Annotated in this window: 17 protein-coding genes; 12 read left to right on the forward strand and 5 right to left on the reverse strand. The window is 72.6% G+C overall.

The features are described from left to right. Positions 1 to 27: 27 nt before the first annotated feature. Complete coding sequence (locus tag ABT263_RS24750; protein ID WP_380386243.1) at positions 28 to 2,508, forward strand: RelA/SpoT family protein; 2,481 nt, start codon at positions 28 to 30, stop codon at positions 2,506 to 2,508. Between the two features lie 66 nt (positions 2,509 to 2,574). Here ABT263_RS24750 and ABT263_RS24755 read toward each other — a convergent pair whose 3' ends face one another. Further along, positions 2,575 to 3,804 carry a DUF349 domain-containing protein gene (locus ABT263_RS24755; RefSeq protein ID WP_352293285.1) on the reverse strand — a complete coding sequence of 410 codons (1,230 nt, stop codon included), beginning with the start codon at positions 3,802 to 3,804 and terminating at the stop codon, positions 2,575 to 2,577. A gap of 262 nt (positions 3,805 to 4,066) precedes the next feature. Beyond that, complete coding sequence (locus ABT263_RS24760; RefSeq protein WP_352293287.1) at positions 4,067 to 4,903, reverse strand: peptidylprolyl isomerase; 837 nt, start codon at positions 4,901 to 4,903, stop codon at positions 4,067 to 4,069. Between the two features lie 290 nt (positions 4,904 to 5,193). On the opposite strand from ABT263_RS24760, the gene ABT263_RS24765 reads away from it, so the two are divergent. The 4 genes from ABT263_RS24765 to ABT263_RS24780 all read left to right on the forward strand — a co-directional run bounded on the left by ABT263_RS24765 (position 5,194) and on the right by ABT263_RS24780 (position 9,575). After that, the gene (locus ABT263_RS24765) at positions 5,194 to 5,901 is read left to right on the forward strand and encodes an MBL fold metallo-hydrolase (RefSeq protein ID WP_329486810.1); all 708 of its coding nucleotides are present in this window, start codon (positions 5,194 to 5,196) and stop codon (positions 5,899 to 5,901) included. 11 nt (positions 5,902 to 5,912) lie between these two features. After that, the gene (hisS, locus tag ABT263_RS24770) at positions 5,913 to 7,175 is read left to right on the forward strand and encodes a histidine--tRNA ligase (RefSeq protein WP_329486809.1); all 1,263 of its coding nucleotides are present in this window, start codon (positions 5,913 to 5,915) and stop codon (positions 7,173 to 7,175) included. Further along, positions 7,172 to 8,977 carry an aspartate--tRNA ligase gene (gene aspS / locus ABT263_RS24775; RefSeq protein WP_352293289.1) on the forward strand — a complete coding sequence of 602 codons (1,806 nt, stop codon included), beginning with the start codon at positions 7,172 to 7,174 and terminating at the stop codon, positions 8,975 to 8,977. Before hisS ends, aspS begins: the two co-directional genes overlap by 4 nt. 91 nt (positions 8,978 to 9,068) lie before the next feature. Beyond that, positions 9,069 to 9,575 carry a GNAT family N-acetyltransferase gene (locus ABT263_RS24780; protein ID WP_329486807.1) on the forward strand — a complete coding sequence of 169 codons (507 nt, stop codon included), beginning with the start codon at positions 9,069 to 9,071 and terminating at the stop codon, positions 9,573 to 9,575. A gap of 46 nt (positions 9,576 to 9,621) precedes the next feature. On the opposite strand, the gene ABT263_RS24785 is transcribed toward ABT263_RS24780, so the two are convergent. After that, the gene (locus tag ABT263_RS24785) at positions 9,622 to 10,548 is read right to left on the reverse strand and encodes a LysR family transcriptional regulator (RefSeq protein ID WP_352293291.1); all 927 of its coding nucleotides are present in this window, start codon (positions 10,546 to 10,548) and stop codon (positions 9,622 to 9,624) included. Positions 10,549 to 10,838: 290 nt separating this feature from the next. Between ABT263_RS24785 and ppk2 the strand changes: the two genes are divergently transcribed. The 3 genes from ppk2 (at position 10,839) to rpsD (ending at position 13,945) form a co-directional block, all read left to right on the forward strand. Next, complete coding sequence (ppk2, locus tag ABT263_RS24790) at positions 10,839 to 11,594, forward strand: polyphosphate kinase 2 (RefSeq protein ID WP_380386276.1); 756 nt, start codon at positions 10,839 to 10,841, stop codon at positions 11,592 to 11,594. 69 nt (positions 11,595 to 11,663) lie between these two features. After that, positions 11,664 to 13,013: a replication-associated recombination protein A gene (locus tag ABT263_RS24795; RefSeq protein WP_329486804.1), complete on the forward strand. Its 1,350-nt coding sequence runs from the start codon at positions 11,664 to 11,666 to the stop codon at positions 13,011 to 13,013. Between the two features lie 317 nt (positions 13,014 to 13,330). After that, positions 13,331 to 13,945, forward strand: coding sequence for a 30S ribosomal protein S4 (gene rpsD / locus ABT263_RS24800; protein ID WP_063346792.1), 615 nt, complete (start codon positions 13,331 to 13,333; stop codon positions 13,943 to 13,945). A 94-nt stretch (positions 13,946 to 14,039) separates the two neighbouring features. Here the strand turns inward: rpsD and ABT263_RS24805 are convergent, their stop codons facing one another. Both ABT263_RS24805 and ABT263_RS24810 read right to left on the reverse strand, forming a co-directional pair. Further along, positions 14,040 to 14,363 carry a tetratricopeptide repeat protein gene (locus ABT263_RS24805; protein ID WP_329486803.1) on the reverse strand — a complete coding sequence of 108 codons (324 nt, stop codon included), beginning with the start codon at positions 14,361 to 14,363 and terminating at the stop codon, positions 14,040 to 14,042. A 71-nt stretch (positions 14,364 to 14,434) separates the two neighbouring features. Then, entirely contained in the window at positions 14,435 to 16,588 is a 2,154-nt protein-coding gene (locus ABT263_RS24810; RefSeq protein WP_352293296.1) for an ATP-binding protein, read from the reverse strand. 318 nt (positions 16,589 to 16,906) lie between these two features. Between ABT263_RS24810 and ABT263_RS24815 the strand changes: the two genes are divergently transcribed. From ABT263_RS24815 to ruvX, 4 genes are read left to right on the forward strand one after another with little or no spacing between them, the layout of a single operon-like run. Then, on the forward strand, positions 16,907 to 17,383 hold the full coding sequence (locus ABT263_RS24815; RefSeq protein ID WP_329486801.1) for a DUF948 domain-containing protein: 477 nt from the start codon (positions 16,907 to 16,909) through the stop codon (positions 17,381 to 17,383). Between the two features lie 4 nt (positions 17,384 to 17,387). Continuing rightward, positions 17,388 to 17,825 (forward strand): DUF6167 family protein, encoded by a 438-nt coding sequence (locus ABT263_RS24820; protein WP_352293298.1) that lies wholly within the window; start codon positions 17,388 to 17,390, stop codon positions 17,823 to 17,825. Beyond that, complete coding sequence (alaS, locus tag ABT263_RS24825) at positions 17,825 to 20,494, forward strand: alanine--tRNA ligase (protein ID WP_352293300.1); 2,670 nt, start codon at positions 17,825 to 17,827, stop codon at positions 20,492 to 20,494. Before ABT263_RS24820 ends, alaS begins: the two co-directional genes overlap by 1 nt. Next, a complete protein-coding gene (ruvX, locus tag ABT263_RS24830) occupies positions 20,494 to 20,976 on the forward strand; it encodes a Holliday junction resolvase RuvX (RefSeq protein ID WP_329486798.1) in 483 nt (160 codons plus the stop codon). Before alaS ends, ruvX begins: the two co-directional genes overlap by 1 nt. The last annotated feature ends 8 nt before the right edge of the window (positions 20,977 to 20,984 follow it).

The following is a 20,984-nucleotide window of genomic DNA, read 5'->3' on the forward strand; positions in this document are numbered from 1 at the left end:
AGGTTCATCCCCTCCCGGTTGTGCGTGATGGTGCGAGCCGCACGAGGGGCCGGCCCGGTGCCCCGAGGAGTGTCCTTGCCCGACGAGGTTGTGCCCACGGCCGAAGCGGCCGCCCCCGAAAACCGTCCCACGCCCTCGGGGGCCACCCCGGCACGCCCGGCGCCGACCTCCTCCCGCCCGGTGGCTCCCGCGAGCCGTCCGTCCTCCTCCGGGGGCATGCGCGCCCGGCTGGCCCGCCTCGGCGGCCAGCGCTCCAGCGTGCTCAACCCCGTCCTGGAGCCGCTGTTCCGCTCGATCCGGGCCAACGACCCCAAGGCCGACCCGGTCCTGCTGCGGGACATCGAGAAGGCGTACGCCGTCGCGGAGAAGTGGCACCGCGGGCAGAAGCGCAAGAGCGGCGACCCGTACATCACCCACCCGCTGGCGGTGGCGACCATCCTGGCCGAGCTGGGCATGGACGCGGCGACCCTGATGGCCGGCCTGCTGCACGACACCGTCGAGGACACCGACTACGGCCTGGAGACCCTGCGCAAGGACTTCGGCGACTCGGTGGCCCTGCTGGTCGACGGCGTCACCAAGCTGGACCGGGTGAAGTTCGGCGAGGCCGCGCAGGCCGAGACCGTCCGCAAGATGGTCGTCGCGATGGCCAAGGACCCGCGCGTCCTGGTGATCAAGCTCGCCGACCGGCTGCACAACATGCGCACCATGCGCTACCTCAAGCGGGAGAAGCAGGAGAAGAAGGCCCGCGAGACGCTGGAGATCTACGCCCCGCTGGCGCACCGGCTGGGCATGAACACCATCAAGTGGGAGCTGGAGGACCTCGCCTTCGCGATCCTCTACCCCAAGATGTACGACGAGATCGTGCGCCTGGTCGCCGAACGCGCCCCCAAGCGGGACGAGTACCTCGCCACCGTCATCGACCAGGTCCAGGGCGACCTGCGCGGTGCCCGGATCACCGCGTCCGTCACCGGCCGGCCGAAGCACTACTACTCGGTCTACCAGAAGATGATCGTCCGGGGCCGGGACTTCGCCGAGATCTACGACCTGGTGGGCATCCGGGTCCTGGTCGACACCGTCCGCGACTGCTACGCGGCGCTGGGCACCATCCACGCGCGGTGGAACCCGGTGCCGGGGCGGTTCAAGGACTACATCGCGATGCCCAAGTTCAACATGTACCAGTCGCTGCACACCACGGTGATCGGTCCCGGGGGCAAGCCGGTCGAGCTGCAGATCCGCACCTTCGACATGCACCGCCGGGCCGAGTACGGCATCGCCGCGCACTGGAAGTACAAGCAGCGCGCGGTGGCCGGCGCCTCCAAGGTCCGCACCGACACCCCCACCCAGACCCGCAAGGACGACAAGGCCGGCGCCGTCAACGAGATGGCCTGGCTGCGGCAGCTGCTGGACTGGCAGAAGGAGACCGAGGACCCGAGCGAGTTCCTGGAGTCGCTGCGCTTCGACCTCTCCAACAACGAGGTCTTCGTCTTCACGCCCAAGGGCGACGTGATAGCGCTGCCGGCCGGCGCGACCCCGGTGGACTTCGCCTTCGCCGTCCACACCGAGGTCGGGTACCGCTGCATAGGGGCGCGGGTCAACGGGCGGCTGGTGCCGCTGGAGTCGACCCTGGAGAACGGCGACAGCGTCGAGGTCTTCACCTCCAAGGCGGAGAACGCCGGCCCCTCCCGGGACTGGCTGGGCTTCGTCAAGTCCCCGCGCGCCCGCAACAAGATCCGCGCCTGGTTCTCCAAGGAGCGCCGCGAGGAGGCGATCGAGCACGGCAAGGAGGCCATCGCCCGGGCGATGCGCAAGCAGGGCCTGCCGATCCAGCGGATCCTGACCGGCGACTCGCTGGTCACCCTGGCCCACGAGATGCGCTACCCGGACATCTCCTCGCTGTACGCGGCGATCGGCGAGGGCCACGTCGCCGCGCAGAACATCGTGCAGAAGCTGGTGCAGGCGCTCGGCGGCGAGGAGGGTGCCACCGAGGACCTGGCCGAGACGGCCACGCCGACGCACGACAACCGCCGGGCGGTGCGCCGCCGGGCCAAGGGCGATCCGGGCGTCATCGTCAAGGGCGTCGAGGACGTCTGGGTCAAGCTGTCGCGCTGCTGCACCCCGGTGCCGGGCGACCCGATCGTCGGCTTCGTCACCCGCGGCAACGGCGTCTCGGTGCACCGCGCCGACTGCGTCAACGTGGAGGCGCTCAGCCAGCAGCCCGAGCGGATGATCGAGGTCGAGTGGGCGGCCACCCAGTCGTCCGTCTTCCTGGTGGCCATCCAGGTCGAGGCGCTGGACCGCTCCCGGCTGCTCTCGGACGTCACCCGGGTCCTCTCCGACCAGCACGTCAACATCCTGTCGGCGGCGGTGCAGACCTCCCGCGACCGGGTGGCGATGAGCCGCTTCACCTTCGAGATGGGCGACCCGAAGCACCTCGGCCACGTCCTGAAGGCGGTCCGCGGCGTGGAGGGCGTCTACGACGTCTACCGGGTCACCTCGGCCCGCAAGTAGCGGGTACGGCGAAGGGCCCCACCGCCTCGGCGGTGGGGCCCTTCGTCAGGTCCGGAGGGCGGCGGATCAGCCGCTGAACTCCTCCTGGCTGCGGTGCGCCTGCTCCAGCAGGGTCCGCACACCCGCCAGCTCGGACTCCAGCTTGGCGACCTTGCTCGCGTTGCCGGCGGCACGGGCCTTGTCCAGGTCGGCCTGGATCTTCTCGGCCTTGGCCTCGAAGAGGCCGACCATGCCGGCGGCGCGGGCCTTGGCCTCCGGGTTCGAGCGCTTCCACTCGCTGTCCTCGGCCTCGCGGATCGCCCGCTCGACGGTGTTCAGCCGGGCGTCCAGCTTCGGGCGGGCGTCGCGCGGCACGTGCCCGATCGCCTCCCAGCGCTCGTTGACGTCCCGCAGGGCGGCCTTGGCGGCCTTCAGGTCGGTGATCGGCAGGATCGCCTCGGCCTCGGCCGCCAGCGCCTCCTTGAGCTTCTGGTTGCCGACCTGCTCGGCGTCGCGCTCGCTGAACACCGCGGACCGGGCCTGGAAGAAGACGTCCTGGGCGCCGCGGAAGCGCGCCCACAGCTCGTCCTCGATGTCCCGCTGGGCGCGCCCGGCGGCCTTCCAGCGCGCCATCAGGTCGCGGTAGCTGGCCGCGGTCTCGCCCCACTCGGTGGAGGAGGAGAGCGCCTCGGCCTCGCTGACCAGCCGCTCCTTGGTGGCCCGGGCCTGGTCGCGCTCGGCGTCCAGGGTCGCGAAGTGGGCCTTGCGGTGCTTCGAGAAGACCGAGCGGGCGTGCGAGAACCGGTGCCACAGCTCGTCGTCGCTCTTGCGGTCCAGCCGGGGCAGGCCCTTCCAGGTGTCCACCAGCGCGCGCAGCCGGTCCCCGGCCTCCCGCCACTGGGTGGACTCGGCGAGCCGCTCGGCCTCGGCGACCAGCTCCTCCTTGGCCGTACGGGTCTCGTCCTGGGCCTTGGCGCGGGCCGCCTTGCGCTCCTCGCGGCGGCTCTCGATATCACCGGCGAGCGCGTCCAGCCGCTTGGCCAGCGCGTCCAGGTCGCCGACCGCGTGCCCCTCGGTCACCTGCGCGCGCAGGTGGTCCAGCGCGGTCTGGGCGTCCTTGGCGGCCAGGTCGGTGGTGCGCACCCGCTTCTCCAGCAGGCCGATCTCCACCTCGATGCCCTGGTACTTGCGCTCGAAGTAGGCGAGAGCCTCCTCGGGCGAGCCGGCCTGCCAGGAACCCACGACGCGTTCGCCGTCGGCCGTCCTGACGTAGACCGTGCCCTGCTCGTCGACACGGCCCCACGGGTCGCTGCTCATAGCGCGTCCTCCACATGACGTCGCGCCCGCGCCGGAGCGGGACGCGTACGTCGTCCACAGTTGATGTGCGGCGGACCGATGGGCCCGCCGTCCCGTCCGCCGTGCTTTGCTGCCGAGGGTGACGGCCGGCGGGTCTGGGCACCCTACACAACGCCAACATAGGCGACCAGGACCGGTGCTGTCCGCATCCGGGCCGGGCGATTTCGGGCCGGGACCGCGCCGGGGCGCCGCGCGGGCGTCCGCGGGGCGGCCCCGGTGCCGGTCAACCCTTCGCGGCGGTCACCGAGTTGAGGGTGACGTCGGCCATCGGGTGACCGTCCGTCCCGCCCTCCAGGGTGCCCGCGGCGGCGATCTTCTGGAGCACGTCCAGACCGCCGGTGATCTTGCCGAACGGGGTGTAGTTCGGGCCGAGCTGGGTGTCCTTGTAGACCAGGAAGAACTGGCTCCCGTTGGTGCCCGGGCCGGAGTTGGCCATCGCCAGGGTGCCCGCCGGGTACGTCGCGCCGGTCAGGTTCTCGTCGGCGAACTTGTAGCCGGGACCGCCGGTGCCGCCCGGGTTGGTCGCGCTGGCGGTCGGGTCGCCGCACTGCAGCACGAAGATGCCGCCGGTGGTCAGCCGGTGGCACTTGGTGTGGTCGAAGTACTGCTCGCCGGCCAGGAAGGCGAAGGAGTTCACCGTGTGCGGCGCCTTGGCCGCGTCCAGCGAGAGCGTCACCTTGCCGCAGTTGGTGTCCAGCGTCGCCGTGTACGTGCCGGCGGCGTCGACGCTCATGGCAGGCTCGGCCTTCCACTGCTTGCCGTTCGGCGCGCCCGGCGCCGGGTCGGCGCAGCCCTCGACCGGCGTGCGGGTCGGGGTGGTGGGCTCGTCGGTGGCGGTCGGCGCGGTCGGCGGCGCCGCCGCGGTGTCCTTCTTGTCGTCCGAGGTGAAGGCACCCGTGCCCACCAGGACACCGCCGCCCGCCAGCACCACCACGGCGAGCGCGCTGCCGAGGATCGTGTTGCGACGCCGGCGCGCGGCGTGCATCTCGGCCCGGCGCCGCGCCTGGCGCTCGTACTTCTCGCGGGCGAGCTGCCGCCGCCGCTGTTCGCTGCTGACCACCGGCCGTGTCTCCTACATGGGTGCTGTCGTACTGGGGGCTGTCCGGCCCCTCCGGCCCGGGGGCGAGGAGGGATCGTGTGCGGATGCTGGAGCGGATCATCGCATCCATCGGCGGCCAAGTGTAGGGACCGCGGCTGTAAGAACCCGGTGAACCCGTCGGGACGGAGCGAGCCTGTCCCGCCTATCTGGTTCGCAACCGGACCCGGAGCGCCGGTAGGCTTCCGTTACATCTCATCGTGTAGCCGCATCCCGCAGCCGCCACGGCCGACCCGAATCACGAAGGACGCGCGTTGTTCATCGCCGGATTCCCCGCTGGAGCCTGGGGCACCAACTGCTACCTGGTCGCACCGGCCGCCGGCGAGGAATGCGTCATCGTGGACCCGGGCCACCAGGCCGCCCGCGGCGTGGAGGAGCTGGTCCGCGAGCACCGGCTGAAGCCGGTCGCGGTGGTCCTCACCCACGGCCACATCGACCACGTCGCCTCGGTGGTCCCGGTCTGCGGCGCGCGCGGCGTCCCGGCCTGGATCCACCCCGAGGACCGCTACATGATGGCCGACCCGGAGAAGGCGCTCGGCCGCTCGCTCGGCACCCAGCTGATGGGCGAGCTCACCGTCGGCGAGCCCGACGACGTGCGCGAGCTCACCGACGGCAGCGTGCTGGAGCTGGCCGGCCTGAAGCTCACCGTCGACCACGCGCCCGGCCATACCAAGGGGTCGGTGACGTTCCGGACGCCCGGCGCCGAGGACCTCCCCCCGGTGCTGTTCTCGGGCGACCTGCTCTTCGCCGGCTCCATCGGGCGCACGGACCTCCCGGGCGGGGACGGCGACGCGATCCTGCGGTCGCTGGCCCGGGTGTGCCTGCCCCTCGACGACGCGACCGTGGTCCTCTCCGGCCACGGCGGACAGACCACCATCGGCCGCGAGCGCGCCACCAACCCCTACCTCCGACAGGCGGCGGGAGCGCTCGGCGCTCCGGCCTTCCCGCGACGAGGAATGTGACGGAAGAGAAGTTGAGCACCTTCACCGCCCCCAAGGGCACCTACGACCTGCTGCCCCCCAGCTCCGCGACCTTCCTGGCGATCCGCGAGCGGATCGCCGCGCCGGCCCGCCGGGCCGGCTACGGCTACATCGAGACCCCGGTCTTCGAGGACGTGAAGCTCTTCTCCCGCGGCGTCGGCGAGTCCACCGACATCGTCAGCAAGGAGATGTACAACCTCACCACCAAGGGCGGCGACGAGCTCGCGCTGCGCCCCGAGGGCACCGCCTCGGTGCTGCGCGCCGCGCTCCAGGCCAACCTGCACAAGCAGGGCAACCTGCCGGTCAAGCTCTGGTACTCCGGCTCCTACTACCGCTACGAGCGGGCGCAGAAGGGCCGCTACCGCCAGTTCTCGCAGGTCGGCGCCGAGGCGATCGGCGCCGAGGACCCGGCGCTGGACGCCGAGCTGATCATCCTGGCCGACGACGCCTTCCGCTCGCTGGGCCTGCGCGACTACTCGCTGCTGCTCAACAGCCTCGGCGACAAGCAGTGCCGCCCGGTCTACCGGGCCGCGCTGGTGGAGTTCCTGGCCGGCCTCGACCTGGACGACGACACCCGCCGCCGGGCCGAGATCAACCCGCTGCGCGTGCTGGACGACAAGCGCGAGTCGGTGCAGGCCCAGCTCGGCGGCGCGCCGATGCTGCGCGACTTCCTCTGCGAGGAGTGCAAGGCCTACGACGAGAAGGTCCGCGAGCTGCTGACCGCCAACGGGGTGGCCTTCACCGACGACCCCAAGCTGGTCCGCGGCCTGGACTACTACACCCGTACCACCTTCGAGTTCGTCCACAACGGCCTCGGCGCGCAGTCCGCGATCGGCGGCGGCGGCCGCTACGACGGGCTCTCCGAGATGATCGGCGGCCCCGCGCTGCCGTCCGTCGGCTGGGCCCTCGGGGTGGACCGCAGCTACCTGGCGATGGAGGCCGAGGGCGTCGTCCTCGACCTGCCGGCCGCCACCTCCGTCTACGCCGTCGCGCTCAGCGACCAGGCCAAGAACGTCCTCTTCGCCAAGGTGGTCGAACTGCGCCGCGCGGGCGTCGCCACCGACCTCGCCTTCGGCGTCAAGGGCATCAAGAACGCGATGAAGTCCGCGGACCGTTCCGGCGCCCGCTTCGCCGTGCTCGCAGGTGACCGGGACCTCGCCGACGGCGTCGTCCAGCTCAAGGACATGACCACCGGCGAGCAGAACCCCGTCGCCCTCGACGCTCTCGTCACCACCCTGAAGGAGAAGCAGCTGTGATCCGCACGCACGACGCGGGCACGCTCCGCCCGGAGCACGCAGGCACCACCGTCACCCTGGCCGGCTGGGTCGCCCGCCGCCGAGACCACGGCGGCGTGGCCTTCATCGACCTGCGGGACGCCTCCGGCACCGTGCAGATCGTGGTCCGCGACCTCGACTCGGTGCACGGCCTGCGTGCCGAGTACTGCGTCAAGGTCGTCGGCGACGTCCGCGTGCGGCCCGAGGGCAACGAGAACCCGGACATCCCGACCGGCGCCGTCGAGGTCGTGGTCAGCGAGATCGAGGTGCTCTCCGAGGCCGCCCCGCTGCCCTTCCCGGTCGCCGAGTACGAGCCCGGTACGGTCAACGAGGAGGTCCGCCTCCGCTACCGCTACCTGGACCTGCGCCGCGAGGGCCCGGCCAAGGGCCTGCGCCTGCGCTCCAAGGTGAGCAACATCATCCGCCGGGTGATGGAGGAGAACGACTACCTCGACATCGAGACGCCGTACCTCACCCGCTCCACCCCCGAGGGCGCCCGCGACTTCCTCGTCCCGGTCCGCCTGCAGCCCGGCCACTGGTACGCGCTGCCGCAGTCGCCCCAGCTGTTCAAGCAGCTGCTGATGGTGGCCGGCATGGAGCGGTACTACCAGATCGCGCGCTGCTTCCGCGACGAGGACTTCCGCGCCGACCGCCAGCCGGAGTTCACCCAGCTGGACATCGAGGCCTCCTTCGTCGACCAGGAGGACATCCTGGCCCTCGGCGAGAAGATCATCGGTGCGATCTGGCGCGACGTGCACGGGTACGAGATCCCCAACCCGCTGCCCCGGATGAGCTACGCGGACGCGATGGGCCGCTACGGCTCGGACAAGCCGGACGTCCGCTTCGGCCAGGAGCTCACGGACCTCACCGAGTACTTCAAGGGCACCTCGTTCCGCGTGTTCCAGGCCCCGTACGTCGGCGCCGTGGTCATGCCCGGCGGTGCCTCGCAGCCGCGCAAGCAGCTCGACGCCTGGCAGGACTGGGCCAAGGCGCGCGGCGCCCGGGGCCTCGCCTACGTGCTGATCGACGCCGAGACCGGCGAGCTGCGCGGCCCGGTCGCCAAGAACCTCTCCGAGGAGCACCTGGCCGGCCTGGCCGCCGCCGCCGGGGCCAAGAACGGTGACGCGATCTTCTTCGCGGCCGGCAAGGAGCGCCCCTCGCAGGAGCTGCTCGGCGCCGCCCGTCTGGAGATCGGCCGCCGCTGCGAGCTGATCGACGAGTCCCGCTGGGCCTTCCTCTGGGTCGTCGACTTCCCGATGTTCGAGCCGATCGAGGACGACAAGGGCGAGTTCCAGGGCTGGCACGCGGTGCACCACCCGTTCACCGCCCCGACCGCCGAGTCGCTCGCCACCTTCGACACCGACCCGGGTTCGGCGCTCTCCAACGCCTACGACCTGGTCCTCAACGGCTCGGAGCTGGGCGGCGGTTCGATCCGTATCCACCAGCGGGACGTGCAGAAGCGGGCGTTCGACGCGATCGGCCTCTCCGAGGAGGAGGCGGCCTCGCAGTTCGGCTTCCTGCTGGACGCCTTCAACTACGGCCCGCCGCCGCACGGCGGTGTCGCCTTCGGCCTGGACCGCGTCGTCACGCTGCTGGGCGGGTACGACACCATCCGCGACGTCATCGCGTTCCCGAAGACGTCCACCGGTGGTGACCCGCTGACCGGTGCCCCGACCCCGATCACCCCGGCGCAGCGTCGCGAGGCCGGCGTCGACGCCCAGCCGAAGGTCCGCGAGGACGCCAAGTCCTCCGAGGTCAAGCCCGAGGCCCAGCCCCAGGCCTGACGCCCAATCGGCTAATCTTTCACGGCCCCGGACGGCGCACCCGCCGTCCGGGGCCGGTCCACAACGGTGTGCGACGGAGAGAGGCTCCCCCATGAAGGTCACCACCAGAATCGAGTGTCCCGAGGACGCACCCGCCACCAGACGGGTCCACATGGCGGCCTTCCCCGGCCCCGACGAGGCCGATCTGGTGGACGCGCTGCGCCGCGACCCCGCCTGGCTGCCCGAGCTGTCCGTGGTGGCGGTGGACGAGGCCGGGCTGGTGGTCGGCCACGCGCTGCTCACCCGGCTGGCGGTCGGCGACGGCCGGGGCCTGGCGCTCGCGCCCGTCGCGGTCGCCCCGGAGTGGCAGCGCAAGGGCGTCGGCGAGCTGGTCGTCCGGGCCGCGCTGACGGCCGCGGAGGAGGCGGCGGAGAAGCTCGTCGTCGTCCTCGGCGATCCGGACTACTACGGCAGGTTCGGCTTCGCGCCGGCGGGCCGGCACGAGGTCACCGGCCCGTTCGAGGTGCCGGAGGCCTACTTCCAGACCCTCGCCCTGCCGGCCTACGACGGCGGTCCGCGCGGGCTCTGCCGCTACCCGGAGCCCTTCGAGGCGGTCTGACCCGACCCGGTCCGCCCCCGTACGCGCCGGACCGGCTCCGTCCGGCTCACTCCGCCTGGCCCGGGACCGCCGGGCCGGCCGAGAACCCGACCGTGGCCCGGCAGCTGCGCACGAACGCGGCCATGGCGGGCGTCAGTTCGCGGCCCATCGGCCAGTAGAGCCCGACCAGGCTCGGGCTGAGCCCCCGCACCGGCCGGTACGCGACATCCTCCCGCGCCGCCAGCCTGCTCATCGCCTCCGGGGCGAAGCCGACGCCCTGACCGCACACCACCGCGGCCAGCCACTCGTCGGAGTTGTGCGCCACCGCGCCGATCCGCACCGGTCGCCCGCGCCGTTCCGGGACCGCCAGCCAGTAGTCGCGCCAGTGCCCGGCCTCCAGCGGGATCGCGACGAAGGGCTCGTCCAGCAGGTCCTCGAACCGGATCACCTGGTGGCCCGCCAACCGGTGCCCGGCCGGCAGCGCCACGCAGCGCGGCTCCTCGCCCAGCACCGCGACGTTGTACTGCTCGGAGAGCGACGGCGGGGCGTGCCAGAGCGTCAGGTCGATCTCCCCGGTGGCGAGCCCCGAGGTCGGGTCGAACCAGTTGTTCTGCCGCAGCTCCACCTGCCAGCCGGGCATCCGCCGGGTGAAGTCCGTCACCGTGCTGCGGGTCATCAGGTTGATGCTGCCGCCCTCGAAGCCCACCCGCAGCGTCGAGCCCTGCTCGGCCGCCGCCGCCCGGGTGGCGCGCAGCGCGTCGTCCCAGCCGGCCAGCACCGGCCCGGTGCGCTCGGCCAGGGCCCGGCCGGCGTGGGTGGGCGCCATGCCCCGGCGCGAGCGCTCGAACAGCTCCACCCCGAGCAGGGCCTCCAGCTGGCGGATCTGCTTGGTGAGGGTCGGCTGCGAGACGAACAGCCGGGCCGCGGCGGCCGTCAGCTGGCCCTCCTCGCAGACCGCGGCGAAGCTCCGCAGCAGTCGGGTGTCCACATCCATGCCCCAAGGTTATGGAACGGGATATTGGACCGGCCCGGCAGGTCTACGACAGGGTTGATCACTCGGCCCTCGCGGGCCGGCCACGGGGGAGTCCGGCAGCGGCGGTTCAGGGGGCCGCCGCTGCCGGGCCGGCGCCCGGCCTGCGGGAACCCGGGGTTGCGCCTACGGTGAGTGCTCATCAGCCTTTGCCGAACGGAGGCACCCAGGTGGCAGCCAAGGCCGAGCGCGATCCCGGTACCGGGCCGGAGCACCGGCGGGAGCGGCTCGCGAAGAAGCCGTACGAGCGGGAGCTGTTGAGGCTCCAGAACGAGCTGGTGAAGCTCCAGGAGTGGGTGCGGGCCGAGGGCGCCCGGCTGGTGGTCGTCTTCGAGGGGCGCGACGCGGCCGGCAAGGGCGGCGCGATCAAGCGGGTGACGGAGTACCTGAACCCGCGCATCGCCCGGGTGGCGGCGCTGCCCACGCCCACCGAGCGCCAGCGGACCCAGTGGTACTTCCAGCGCTACGTCGAGCAGTTGCCGGCCGCGGGGGAGATCGTGCTGTTCGACCGCAGCTGGTACAACCGGGCCGGGGTCGAGCGGGTGATGGGCTTCTGCACGGACGAGCAGTACTGGCAGTTCCTGCACCAGTGCCCGATGTTCGAGCGGATGCTGATCGAGTCGGGCATCCTGCTGCGCAAGTACTGGTTCTCGGTCAGCGACACCGAGCAGCAGCGGCGGTTCCGGGACCGGCTGGAGGACCCGATGCGGCGGTGGAAGCTGTCGCCGATGGACGTCGAGTCGGTCAGCCGCTGGGAGGACTACTCGCGGGCCAAGGACGAGATGTTCGTCTACACCGACATCCCGGACTCGCCGTGGAACGTGGTGGAGAGCGACGACAAGCGGCGGGCCCGGCTCAACATGATCGCCCACCTGCTCTCGACCGTCCCGTACCACGAGGTGGCGCCGCGGCGGATCGAGCTGCCGGCCCGCCCGGAGTCGCGCGGCTACCAGCGGCCGCCGCGGGACCTGCAGAAGTACGTACCGGACCACTCGGCGCGGATCGGGTAGGCCCGGCCGCCCGACAGTTCCCCGCGGCGGCCGGGCCGGGGTGTCGGTCGGCTCGCATAGGCTTCCGGTGTGGACGAACCGGACCTCTTCACCGCCGCCGCCGAGGAACGCCAGGCCAAGGAGCCCGGCCGGGCCCCGCTGGCCGTGCGGATGCGCCCGCGCACCCTGGACGAGGTCGCCGGGCAGCGGCAGCTGCTGAAGGCGGGCTCGCCGCTGCGCCGGCTGGTGTCGGGCTCGCGCGGCCCGGCGGCGACCAGTTCGGTGATCCTCTGGGGGCCGCCCGGTACCGGCAAGACCACCCTGGCGCACGTGATCAGCCAGTCCGTCGAGGGCCGCTTCGTGGAGCTGTCCGCGATCACCGCGGGCGTCAAGGAGGTCCGCGCGGTGATCGACGGCGCCCGCCGGGCGGTCGGCATGAACGGCAGGGAGACGGTGCTCTTCCTGGACGAGATCCACCGCTTCTCCAAGGCCCAGCAGGACTCGCTGCTGCCCGCCGTGGAGAACCGCTGGGTCACCCTGATCGCGGCCACCACCGAGAACCCGTACTTCTCGGTGATCTCCCCGCTGCTGTCGCGCTCGCTGCTGCTCACGCTGGAGTCGCTGACGGACGAGGACATCCGCGCCCTGCTGCACCGCGCGGTGGCCGACGAGCGCGGTCTGGAGGGCGCGCTGGAGCTCACCCCGGAGGCCGAGGACCACCTGGTCCGGCTGGCCGGCGGGGACGCCCGGCGGGCGCTCACCACGCTGGAGGCGGCCGCCGGGGCGGCGCTGGAGAAGGGCGAGGCGAGCATCACGCTGGCCACCACCGAGACGGCCGTGAACCAGGCCGCGGTGCGCTACGACAAGGACGGCGACCAGCACTACGACGTGGCCAGCGCGCTGATCAAGTCGATCCGGGGCAGTGACGTGGACGCCACCCTGCACTACCTGGCCCGGATGATCGAGGCGGGGGAGGACCCGCGGTTCATCGCCCGGCGGCTGATGATCTCGGCCAGCGAGGACGTCGGCCTGGCCGACCCGACGGCGCTGGCCACGGCGGTCGCGGCGGCCCAGGCGGTGGCGCTGATCGGCTTCCCGGAGGCACGGATCATCCTCTCCCAGGCGGCGATCGCACTGGCGCTGGCGCCCAAGTCCAACGCCGCCTACCTGGCGATCGACGCGGCGCTGGCGGACGTCCGGCAGGGCCTGGCGGGCGCGGTGCCGCCGCACCTGCGGGACGCGCACTACGGCGGCGCGGGCAAGCTCGGGCACGGCCAGGGCTACCAGTACCCGCACGATCTGCCGGAGGGCATCGCGGCGCAGCAGTACGCGCCGGACGCCGTGCACGGCAAGGCGTACTACCGGCCGACCCGGCACGGCGGGGAGGCCCGGTACGCGGACATCGTGGAGTGGACCAGGGGCCGGCTCAAGGGCGAGTGATCGGCGGGTATACTCGTCCGGAGTGCCGTGTCCCGGGCGCGGCGGCAGGGGAGACCCTGACCGACCGGCCGCACCAGCGGGGCAAGGGCCGTGGTCTCCTCCGGGAGGCCCCAGGAGCGTCGCGCACCGTTTCGGTGTCGCGTGCAGCCCACCAACCCAGGTTCGGTGGGCCACTCGTGTGCTTGCACATCCGTGCCCGGTCGTGGAGAGCGGCTGATCGCACTGCCCCCGGGCGGTGCGGTTGTCTCCGGACCGCGAGGAGCGACCTCCGTCAACACCTGGTGAAGCCGTATTCGTAAGCAAGGAAGGTTTGGTTCATGGCGAACCAGAAGCGTCCCAAGGTCAAGATCGCGCGTGCGCTCGGCGTGCCGCTGACCCCGAAGTCCGTCAAGTACTTCGAGGCCCGCCCGTACCCGCCCGGCCAGCACGGCCGTGGCCGCAAGCAGAACTCGGACTACAAGGTCCGTCTGCTCGAGAAGCAGCGTCTGCGCGCCCAGTACGACCTGAGCGAGAAGCAGATGGCGCGCGCGTTCGACCGCGCGAAGAAGGCCGAGGGCAAGACCGGTGAGGCGCTCGTCGCCGAGCTGGAGACCCGTCTGGACTCCCTGGTGCTGCGTTCGGGCATTGCCCGCACCATCTACCAGGCCCGTCAGATGGTCGTCCACGGTCACATCGAGGTCAACGGCGGCAAGGTCAACAAGCCGTCGTACCAGATGAAGCCGGGCTTCGTCGTGACCGTTCGCGAGCGCAGCAAGGAGAAGGTCCCGTTCCAGGTCGCCCGTGAGGGTGGCTACGCGGGCGAGGGCCAGACCCCGAAGTACCTCGAGGTCAACCTGAAGGCCCTGGCCTTCCGCCTGGACCGCGCGCCGCAGCGCAAGGAGGTCCCGGTGATCTGCGACGAGCAGCTCGTCGTCGAGTACTACTCGCGCTGACCCGCGAGCGGTACGCCTGCCGTACCCAGCGAGCCCCCGTCGCCTTTCGAGGCGGCGGGGGCTCGTCCCGTTCCCGGGTGCTCCCGGGTTGTGCTCAGTCGTCCTCGCCGGTCATCGCGGCGGCCAGCCGCAGGTGCGGGCGGGCCTCCTCGGCGCGGCCCTGGCGCTCCAGGGTCCGGCCCAGCATCAGCCGGGCGTAGTCCTCGGCCGGGTGGGCGTCCAGGATCCGGCGCAGCTCGGCCTCGGCGCGGGAGAGCTGGGCCGAGTGGAAGTAGCTGCGGGCCAGCAGCAGCCGGACCGACAGGTTGGCCGGCTCCTCGGCGAGGACGCCCTCCAGCATGCGGGCGGCGTCGGTGTACGCCTTGGAGTCGAAGTAGAACGTCGCGAGGCGGTACTCGTCGGCGGTGTTGGTGGCCACGATTGCTCCTTCCGGGCGTCCGCCCGGCGGGGGTGCCGGGAGGTGCCGACCGGTGTAGCAATGGACAAGATTCAACTATTCCTGGCCGGTGAGGGGTGCGGCGCCGGCGGCACCGGGAAGGGGCCCGGCAGCCGGCCCGGACCGCCCGCGCGGCCGTCGCCGCCGAGCGCCCGGTGGACGGCGGCGTCGAGGTCCAGCCGGGCGCCGTGGTCGAAGCACTCGGTGAACTCCTGCTCGGTCAGCCCGGCCCTGGCCCGCTCCTCGCAGTGCCGGTGGGGGCCGTTGAAGGTGCGCGAGCCGAAGAACGGCTTGCCCACCGCCTGCCAGATCCGGTGCGCGGCGCCCTGCAGCACCCGGGCCTCGCGCAGGTCGCCCGGCCGGCCGGGCCCGGTGGGCTCGGTCTCCAGCAGCGCCAGCAGGTCGATCGCCAGCACGATGCCCAGCAGGTCGTGGAAGAGGTGGTTGAGCCGGACGCTCTCGCGGGCCCGCGCCCGGGCCAGCCGGACCTCGCCGTCCAGCCAGTGCGAGTACCCGAGCGCGTAGAGCCCGTAGGCGTACGCCCACTGCTCGCCGTGCTCCTCGCAGAGCTCGCGGACCTCGCCGAGCCAGAACTCGCCGCTGTCCTGGTCGCCCTGGAACAGGTAGGCGATGCCCAGCTCGAACATGGCCATCAGGACGTTGCTGTTGAGCTCGCCGATCGTCCGGTAGTGCCAGAGCGCCTCCTCGAAGAGCTCGGCGGCACGGGCCGGCTCGTCCCCGATCAGCGCGGCGCAGCCCTGCCGGTGGACGGCGTAGGCGAGCGCCCGGTCGTCGCCGGTGTCCAGCGCCTGGCGGCGGCACTCCTCCAGGGCCGGGCGCGCGGTGAGCAGGTCGCCCTGGAGGGTCGCCATGTACCCGGTGACCCAGAGCGCCTTGGCGCGGGCCTCGGTCGGCTCGGGGTCGAGGGCGAGCGCGCGGTCCAGCCAGTGCCGGCCCTCGCCGAGGTGGCCGCAGCCGACCCAGTAGAACCAGAGCGTGCTCGCCAGCAGCAGGGCGAGCTGCTCCTCGCCCGGTTCGGCCAGGCAGAACTCCAGCGCCGCCCGCAGGTTGGGGTGGGCGAGCTCGGTGCGCTCGGCGGTCTCCGCCTGCCGGGGGCCGAACCATTCGACCTCGCCCCAGGTGGCCACGCCCAGGTACCAGTCCCGGTGGCGGCGCCGCAGCCGCCGCTCCTCACCGGTCGAGCGCAGCCACCGCAGGCCGTACTCGCGCAGGGTGTCCAGCAGCCCGAACCTTACGCCGCCCCCCTCCTCGGCCGGCCGGCCGGGGGTCGACACCCGGAGCAGCACCGACTTGTTGATCAGCTCGGACACCAGGTCGAGCAGGTCCTCCGGTTCTATGCCGTCGCCGGCGCAGACGTACTCGGCGGCCTCCAGGTCGAAGCTCCCCGTGAAGACCGAGAGCCGGGCCCAGAGCAAACGTTCCTGCGGCGTGCAGAGTTCGTGACTCCACCCGATGGTCGTGCGAAGCGTCTGGTGGCGCGGCAGCGCCGTCCGGGCGCCGCCGGTGAGCAGGCGGAACCGGTCGCCCAGCCGGGCGTCGATCTGCGCGACCGAGAGCGACCGCAGCCGGCCGGCCGCCAGCTCGACGGCCAGCGGGATGCCGTCCAGCCGGCGGCAGAGCTGGGCGATCCCCTCGGCGGAGGCCGCGGTGATCTCGAAGGAGGGCAGCACCGCCCGGGCCCGGTCGGCGAACAGCCGCACCGCGTCCGGCAGTACGCCGGGGCCGACCGGGCCCACCGGCAGCGGCGCCAGGACGAGCAGGTGCTCGCCCGGGGCGCGCAGCGCCGCCCGGCTGGTGGCCAGCACCCGCAGGCCGGGCAGCGCCCGCAGCAGGGCGTCGACCAGCTCCGCGCAGGCGTCCACCAGGTGCTCGCAGCCGTCCAGCACGATCAGCGTGCGGCGCCCGGCGAGCTGCTCGGTCAGCACGTCCAGCGGCGGCCGGGGGGTGCCGTCGGTCAGCCGAAGCGCCTCCAGCACGGCGTGGCCGAGCAGCAGCGGGTCCTGCACGGGGGCGACCTCGACCAGCCAGGTGCCGTCCGGGAAGGCGCCGGCCGCCCGGGCCGCCGCGCGCAGGGCAAGCCGGCTCTTGCCCACGCCGCCCGGGCCGGTCACCGTGACCAGCCGCGCGGCGGCCAGCAGCCGGGCCAGCTCGGTCAGCTCCCGCTGCCGGCCGACGAAGCTGGTCACCTCGGCCGGGAGCCGGCCGGGCGCCGGCTCCCGCCGCGCCGCCCCCGCTCCGGGCCGTGCTGTCGGGTCCGCGGCCAAGCGCTGCTCCCGTCTCCGGGCCCGGACCGTCGCGGTTCGGGCGTGCCCGCGGGCCGCCCCGGCGACGGCCCGTCCGGCAGAACGAGGTGACCGGCCGGTAGGTTACGCGCGCGGCTCGTACACCGGACCGGATCCGCGGGGGCGGGCCCGGGGACGCCCCGGCCGATATCCGGTCCGGAAACCGGCCGTGGTCGCGATAGGGTCTCCTTCGGAGAACAGCAAGGCGAGGGAGCGCACAAGGTGTCCGTGGGAGAGCTGGCCGGCTTGCTCGTCGCCGTGTTCTGGGCGGTCCTGGTCACCCTGCTCGCCGTCGTGCTGGTGCACCTCTCGCGGGTGCTCAAGGAGGCCGCCGTCCTGGTCTCCGCCGTGACCGAGCAGGCCGTGCCGCTGCTGACCGAGGCCGGAGCCGCCGTGCGCAGCGCCAACGAGCAGCTGGAGCGGGTGGACGAGATCACCGCCAACGTCCAGGACGCCGCCGCCAACGCCCAGGCGCTCTCCTCCACCGTCGCGGCCACCCTGGGCGGGCCGCTGGTCAAGGTCGCGGCCTTCAGCTACGGCGTCCGCAAGGCCGTCGCCAAGCAGAACGGCACCGTGACGCTGCCCACCCAGCCGAGCGAGCGCGAGGAGCTGGCCCGGCTGATCCGGGCCGAGGTGCGTGCCGCGACGACGGCCAAGAGCGGCCTGCTCGCCCGGGTCCGGCGCGCGGTGAGGGGCTGACGGCATGGTGCGACGCATCTTCTGGATGGCGGTCGGCGCCGGTGCCACCGTCTGGGCCATGAACAAGGCCAACGAGGCCGTGCACCGGCTCACCCCGGACAGCCTCTCCGGCACCGCCGCGCGCGGCGCGCTGCACCTGGGCGACGCGGCCAAGCGGTTCGCCCAGGACGTGAAGGCGGGCATGGCCGAGCGCGAGGAGCAGCTGCGCGAGGACCTCGGACTGGACGGCACCGCCGTCGTCGAGCCCCGGCGCCGGGTCCTGCGCGGCGAGCCGCAGTACCGAGCTATCTCGGCGGCGCCCGGCAGCCCGGCCGCCGCCCTGCCTTCGTCCAGCAGTGCCCGCGCATCGTCCGACGGTGCGCGCACCACCCCAGCCATCGAAAAGACGCCCGGCCGCGCACTGCCGCAGCCGGGCGGTACCCCGAACCGGAAGGACCACTAATGGAGTCGGCAGAGATCCGCCGCCGCTGGCTGCGCTTCTTCGAGGAGCGCGGCCACACCGTCGTTCCGTCGGCGTCCCTGGTCGCCGACGACCCCACCCTGCTGCTGGTCAACGCCGGCATGGTGCCCTTCAAGCCGTACTTCCTCGGCGAGGTCAAGCCGCAGTTCTCCCGGGCCACCAGCGTCCAGAAGTGCGTGCGCACCCTGGACATCGAGGAGGTCGGGAAGACCACCCGGCACGGCTCCTTCTTCCAGATGTGCGGCAACTTCTCCTTCGGCGACTACTTCAAGGAAGGGGCCATCAAGTTCGCGTGGGAGCTGCTCACCACTCCCGTCGCGGACGGCGGCTACGGCCTGGAGAAGGAGAAGCTCTGGATCACCGTCTACAAGGACGACGACGAGGCCGAGCAGATCTGGCGCGACGTCATCGGCGTGCCCTCCGAGCGCATCCAGCGCCTCGGCATGAAGGACAACTTCTGGTCGATGGGCGTCCCCGGCCCGTGCGGCCCGTGCTCGGAGATCAACTACGACCGCGGCCCCGCGTACGGCGAGGAGGGCGGCCCGGCCGTCAACGGCGAGCGCTACCTGGAGATCTGGAACCTGGTCTTCATGCAGTACGAGCGCGGCCACGGTGACGGCAAGGACGGTTTCGAGATCCTCGGCGACCTGCCGAGCAAGAACATCGACACCGGCCTCGGCCTGGAGCGCCTCGCCGCCATCCTGCAGGGCGTCGACAACCTCTTCGAGATCGACACCAGCCGGATGATCCTCGACCGCGCCGCCGAGCTGACCGGTCACAGCTACGGCGCCGACCACAAGTCGGACGTCTCGCTGCGCGTGGTCACCGACCACATCCGCACCGCGCTGATGCTGATCGGCGACGGTGTCACCCCCGGCAACGAGGGCCGCGGCTACGTGCTGCGCCGCATCCTGCGCCGCGCCATCCGCAACATGCGCCTGCTGGGCGCCACCGGCCAGGTCGCCAAGGACCTGACCGAGGTCGCGATCAAGGCGATGGCCCCGCAGTACCCGGAGCTGGAGGCCGACCGCAAGCGCATCGAGACGGTCGTCACCGGCGAGGAGGCGGCCTTCCTGCAGACCCTGAAGGCCGGCACCACCCTGCTGGACACCGCGGTCACCGAGACCAAGCAGTCCGGCGGCGCGGTGCTCTCCGGCGAGCAGGCGTTCAAGCTGCACGACACCTACGGGTTCCCGATCGACCTGACCCTGGAGATGGCCGAGGAGCAGGGCCTCCAGGTCGACGAGGCCGGCTTCCGCCGCCTCATGCAGGAGCAGCGGGACCGTGCCAAGGCCGACGCCAAGGCCAAGAAGATGGGCCACGCCGACGTCGCCGCGTACCGCGAGGTCGCCGACAAGTCCGGCGCCAGCGTCTTCACCGGCTACAACCTCACCGAGGGCGAGGCCACCGTGGTCGGCCTGCTGGTGGACGGCGTCCCGGCGCCGGCCGCGAGCGAGGGCGACGAGGTCGAGATCATCCTCGACCGCACCCCGTTCTACGCCGAGGGCGGCGGCCAGCTCGCCGACCACGGCCGGATCCGGCTGGACTCCGGCGCCGTGGTGGAGATCCGCGACGTGCAGCAGCCCGTCCCGGGCGTGACGGTGCACTCCGGCGGCGTGCTGTTCGGCGAGGTCGTGCTCGGTGCCTCGGCGTACGCCACCATCGACATCGAGCGCCGCCGGGCCATCGCCCGCGCCCACTCGGCCACCCACCTGACCCACCAGGCGCTGCGCGACGCGCTCGGCCCGACGGCCGCCCAGGCCGGCTCCGAGAACGCCCCCGGCCGCTTCCGCTTCGACTTCGGTTCGCCCGCCGCCGTGCCCGGCAGCGTGCTGGTCGACGTCGAGCAGAAGATCAACGACGTGCTGACCCGCGAGCTGGACGTCACCGCCGAGGTCATGACGATGGACCAGGCCCGCAAGGCCGGCGCCATCGCGATGTTCGGGGAGAAGTACGGCGACTCGGTCCGCGTCGTCACCATCGGGGACTTCTCCAAGGAGCTCTGCGGCGGCACGCACGTCGGCAACACCGCCCAGCTGGGCCTGGTGAAGCTGCTCGGCGAGTCCTCGATCGGCTCCGGCGTGCGCCGGGTCGAGGCGCTGGTCGGCGTGGACGCCTACAAGTTCCTCGCCCGTGAGCACACCGTGGTCGCCCAGCTGACCGAGCTGGTCAAGGGCCGCCCGGAGGAGCTGCCGGAGAAGATCTCGGGGATGCTCGCCAAGCTCAAGGACGCCGAGAAGGAGATCGAGCGCTTCCGCGCCGAGAAGGTGCTGGCCGCCGCCGCGGGTCTGGCCGACTCCGCCGAGGACGTCCAGGGCATCGCCGTGGTGGCCGCCCGGGTCGCCGACGGCACCGGCGCCGACGAGCTGCGCAAGCTCGTCCTGGACGTGCGCGGCCGGCTCGGCTCGCGGCCGGCCGTGGTCGCCGCCTTCACGGTGGCCAACGACCGCCCGCTGACCGTGATCGCCACCAACGAGGACGCGCGCGGGCGCGGCATCAAGGCCGGCGAGCTGGTCCGGGTCGCCGCCAAGACCCTCGGCGGCGGCGGTGGCGGCAAGGACGACGTCGCCCAGGGCGGCGGCTCCGACGCGGGCGCGGTCGGCGAGGCCATCGCCGCGGTGCGCGGTCTGGTCGCGGAGCGCGCCAGCTGATGGACCAGGAGGAGAGGCCGCCCTTCCGCCGCGGGCGGCGGATCGCCGTCGACGTCGGTGACGCCCGGATCGGGGTCGCGTCCTGCGACCCCGACGGGGTGCTCGCCACGCCGGTGGAGACCGTCCCCGCCGGGGTGAAGTCGCAGGCCAGGATCGCCGCCATCGCCGACGAGTACCAGGCGATCGAGGTGATCGTCGGCCTGCCGCGCTCGCTCAGCGGCAAGGAGGGCCCGGCGGCGGAGAAGGTCCGCGGGTACGCCACCCGGCTGGCCAACCGGCTCTACCCGGTGCCGGTCCGGCTGGTCGACGAGCGGATGTCCACCGTCACGGCCACCCACGGGCTGCGCGCCTCCGGGGTCAAGGCCAAGAAGGGCCGCTCGGTGGTCGACCAGGCCGCCGCGGTGGTGATCCTGCAGACCGCCCTTGAGTCCGAACGGGTGAGCGGACGCCCGCCCGGTGAGAGCGTCGAGGCGGCCGGCTGACCGGCCTG

Source organism: Kitasatospora sp. NPDC001603, assembly GCF_040298365.1.
Taxonomy (GTDB): Bacteria; Actinomycetota; Actinomycetes; order Streptomycetales; family Streptomycetaceae; genus Kitasatospora.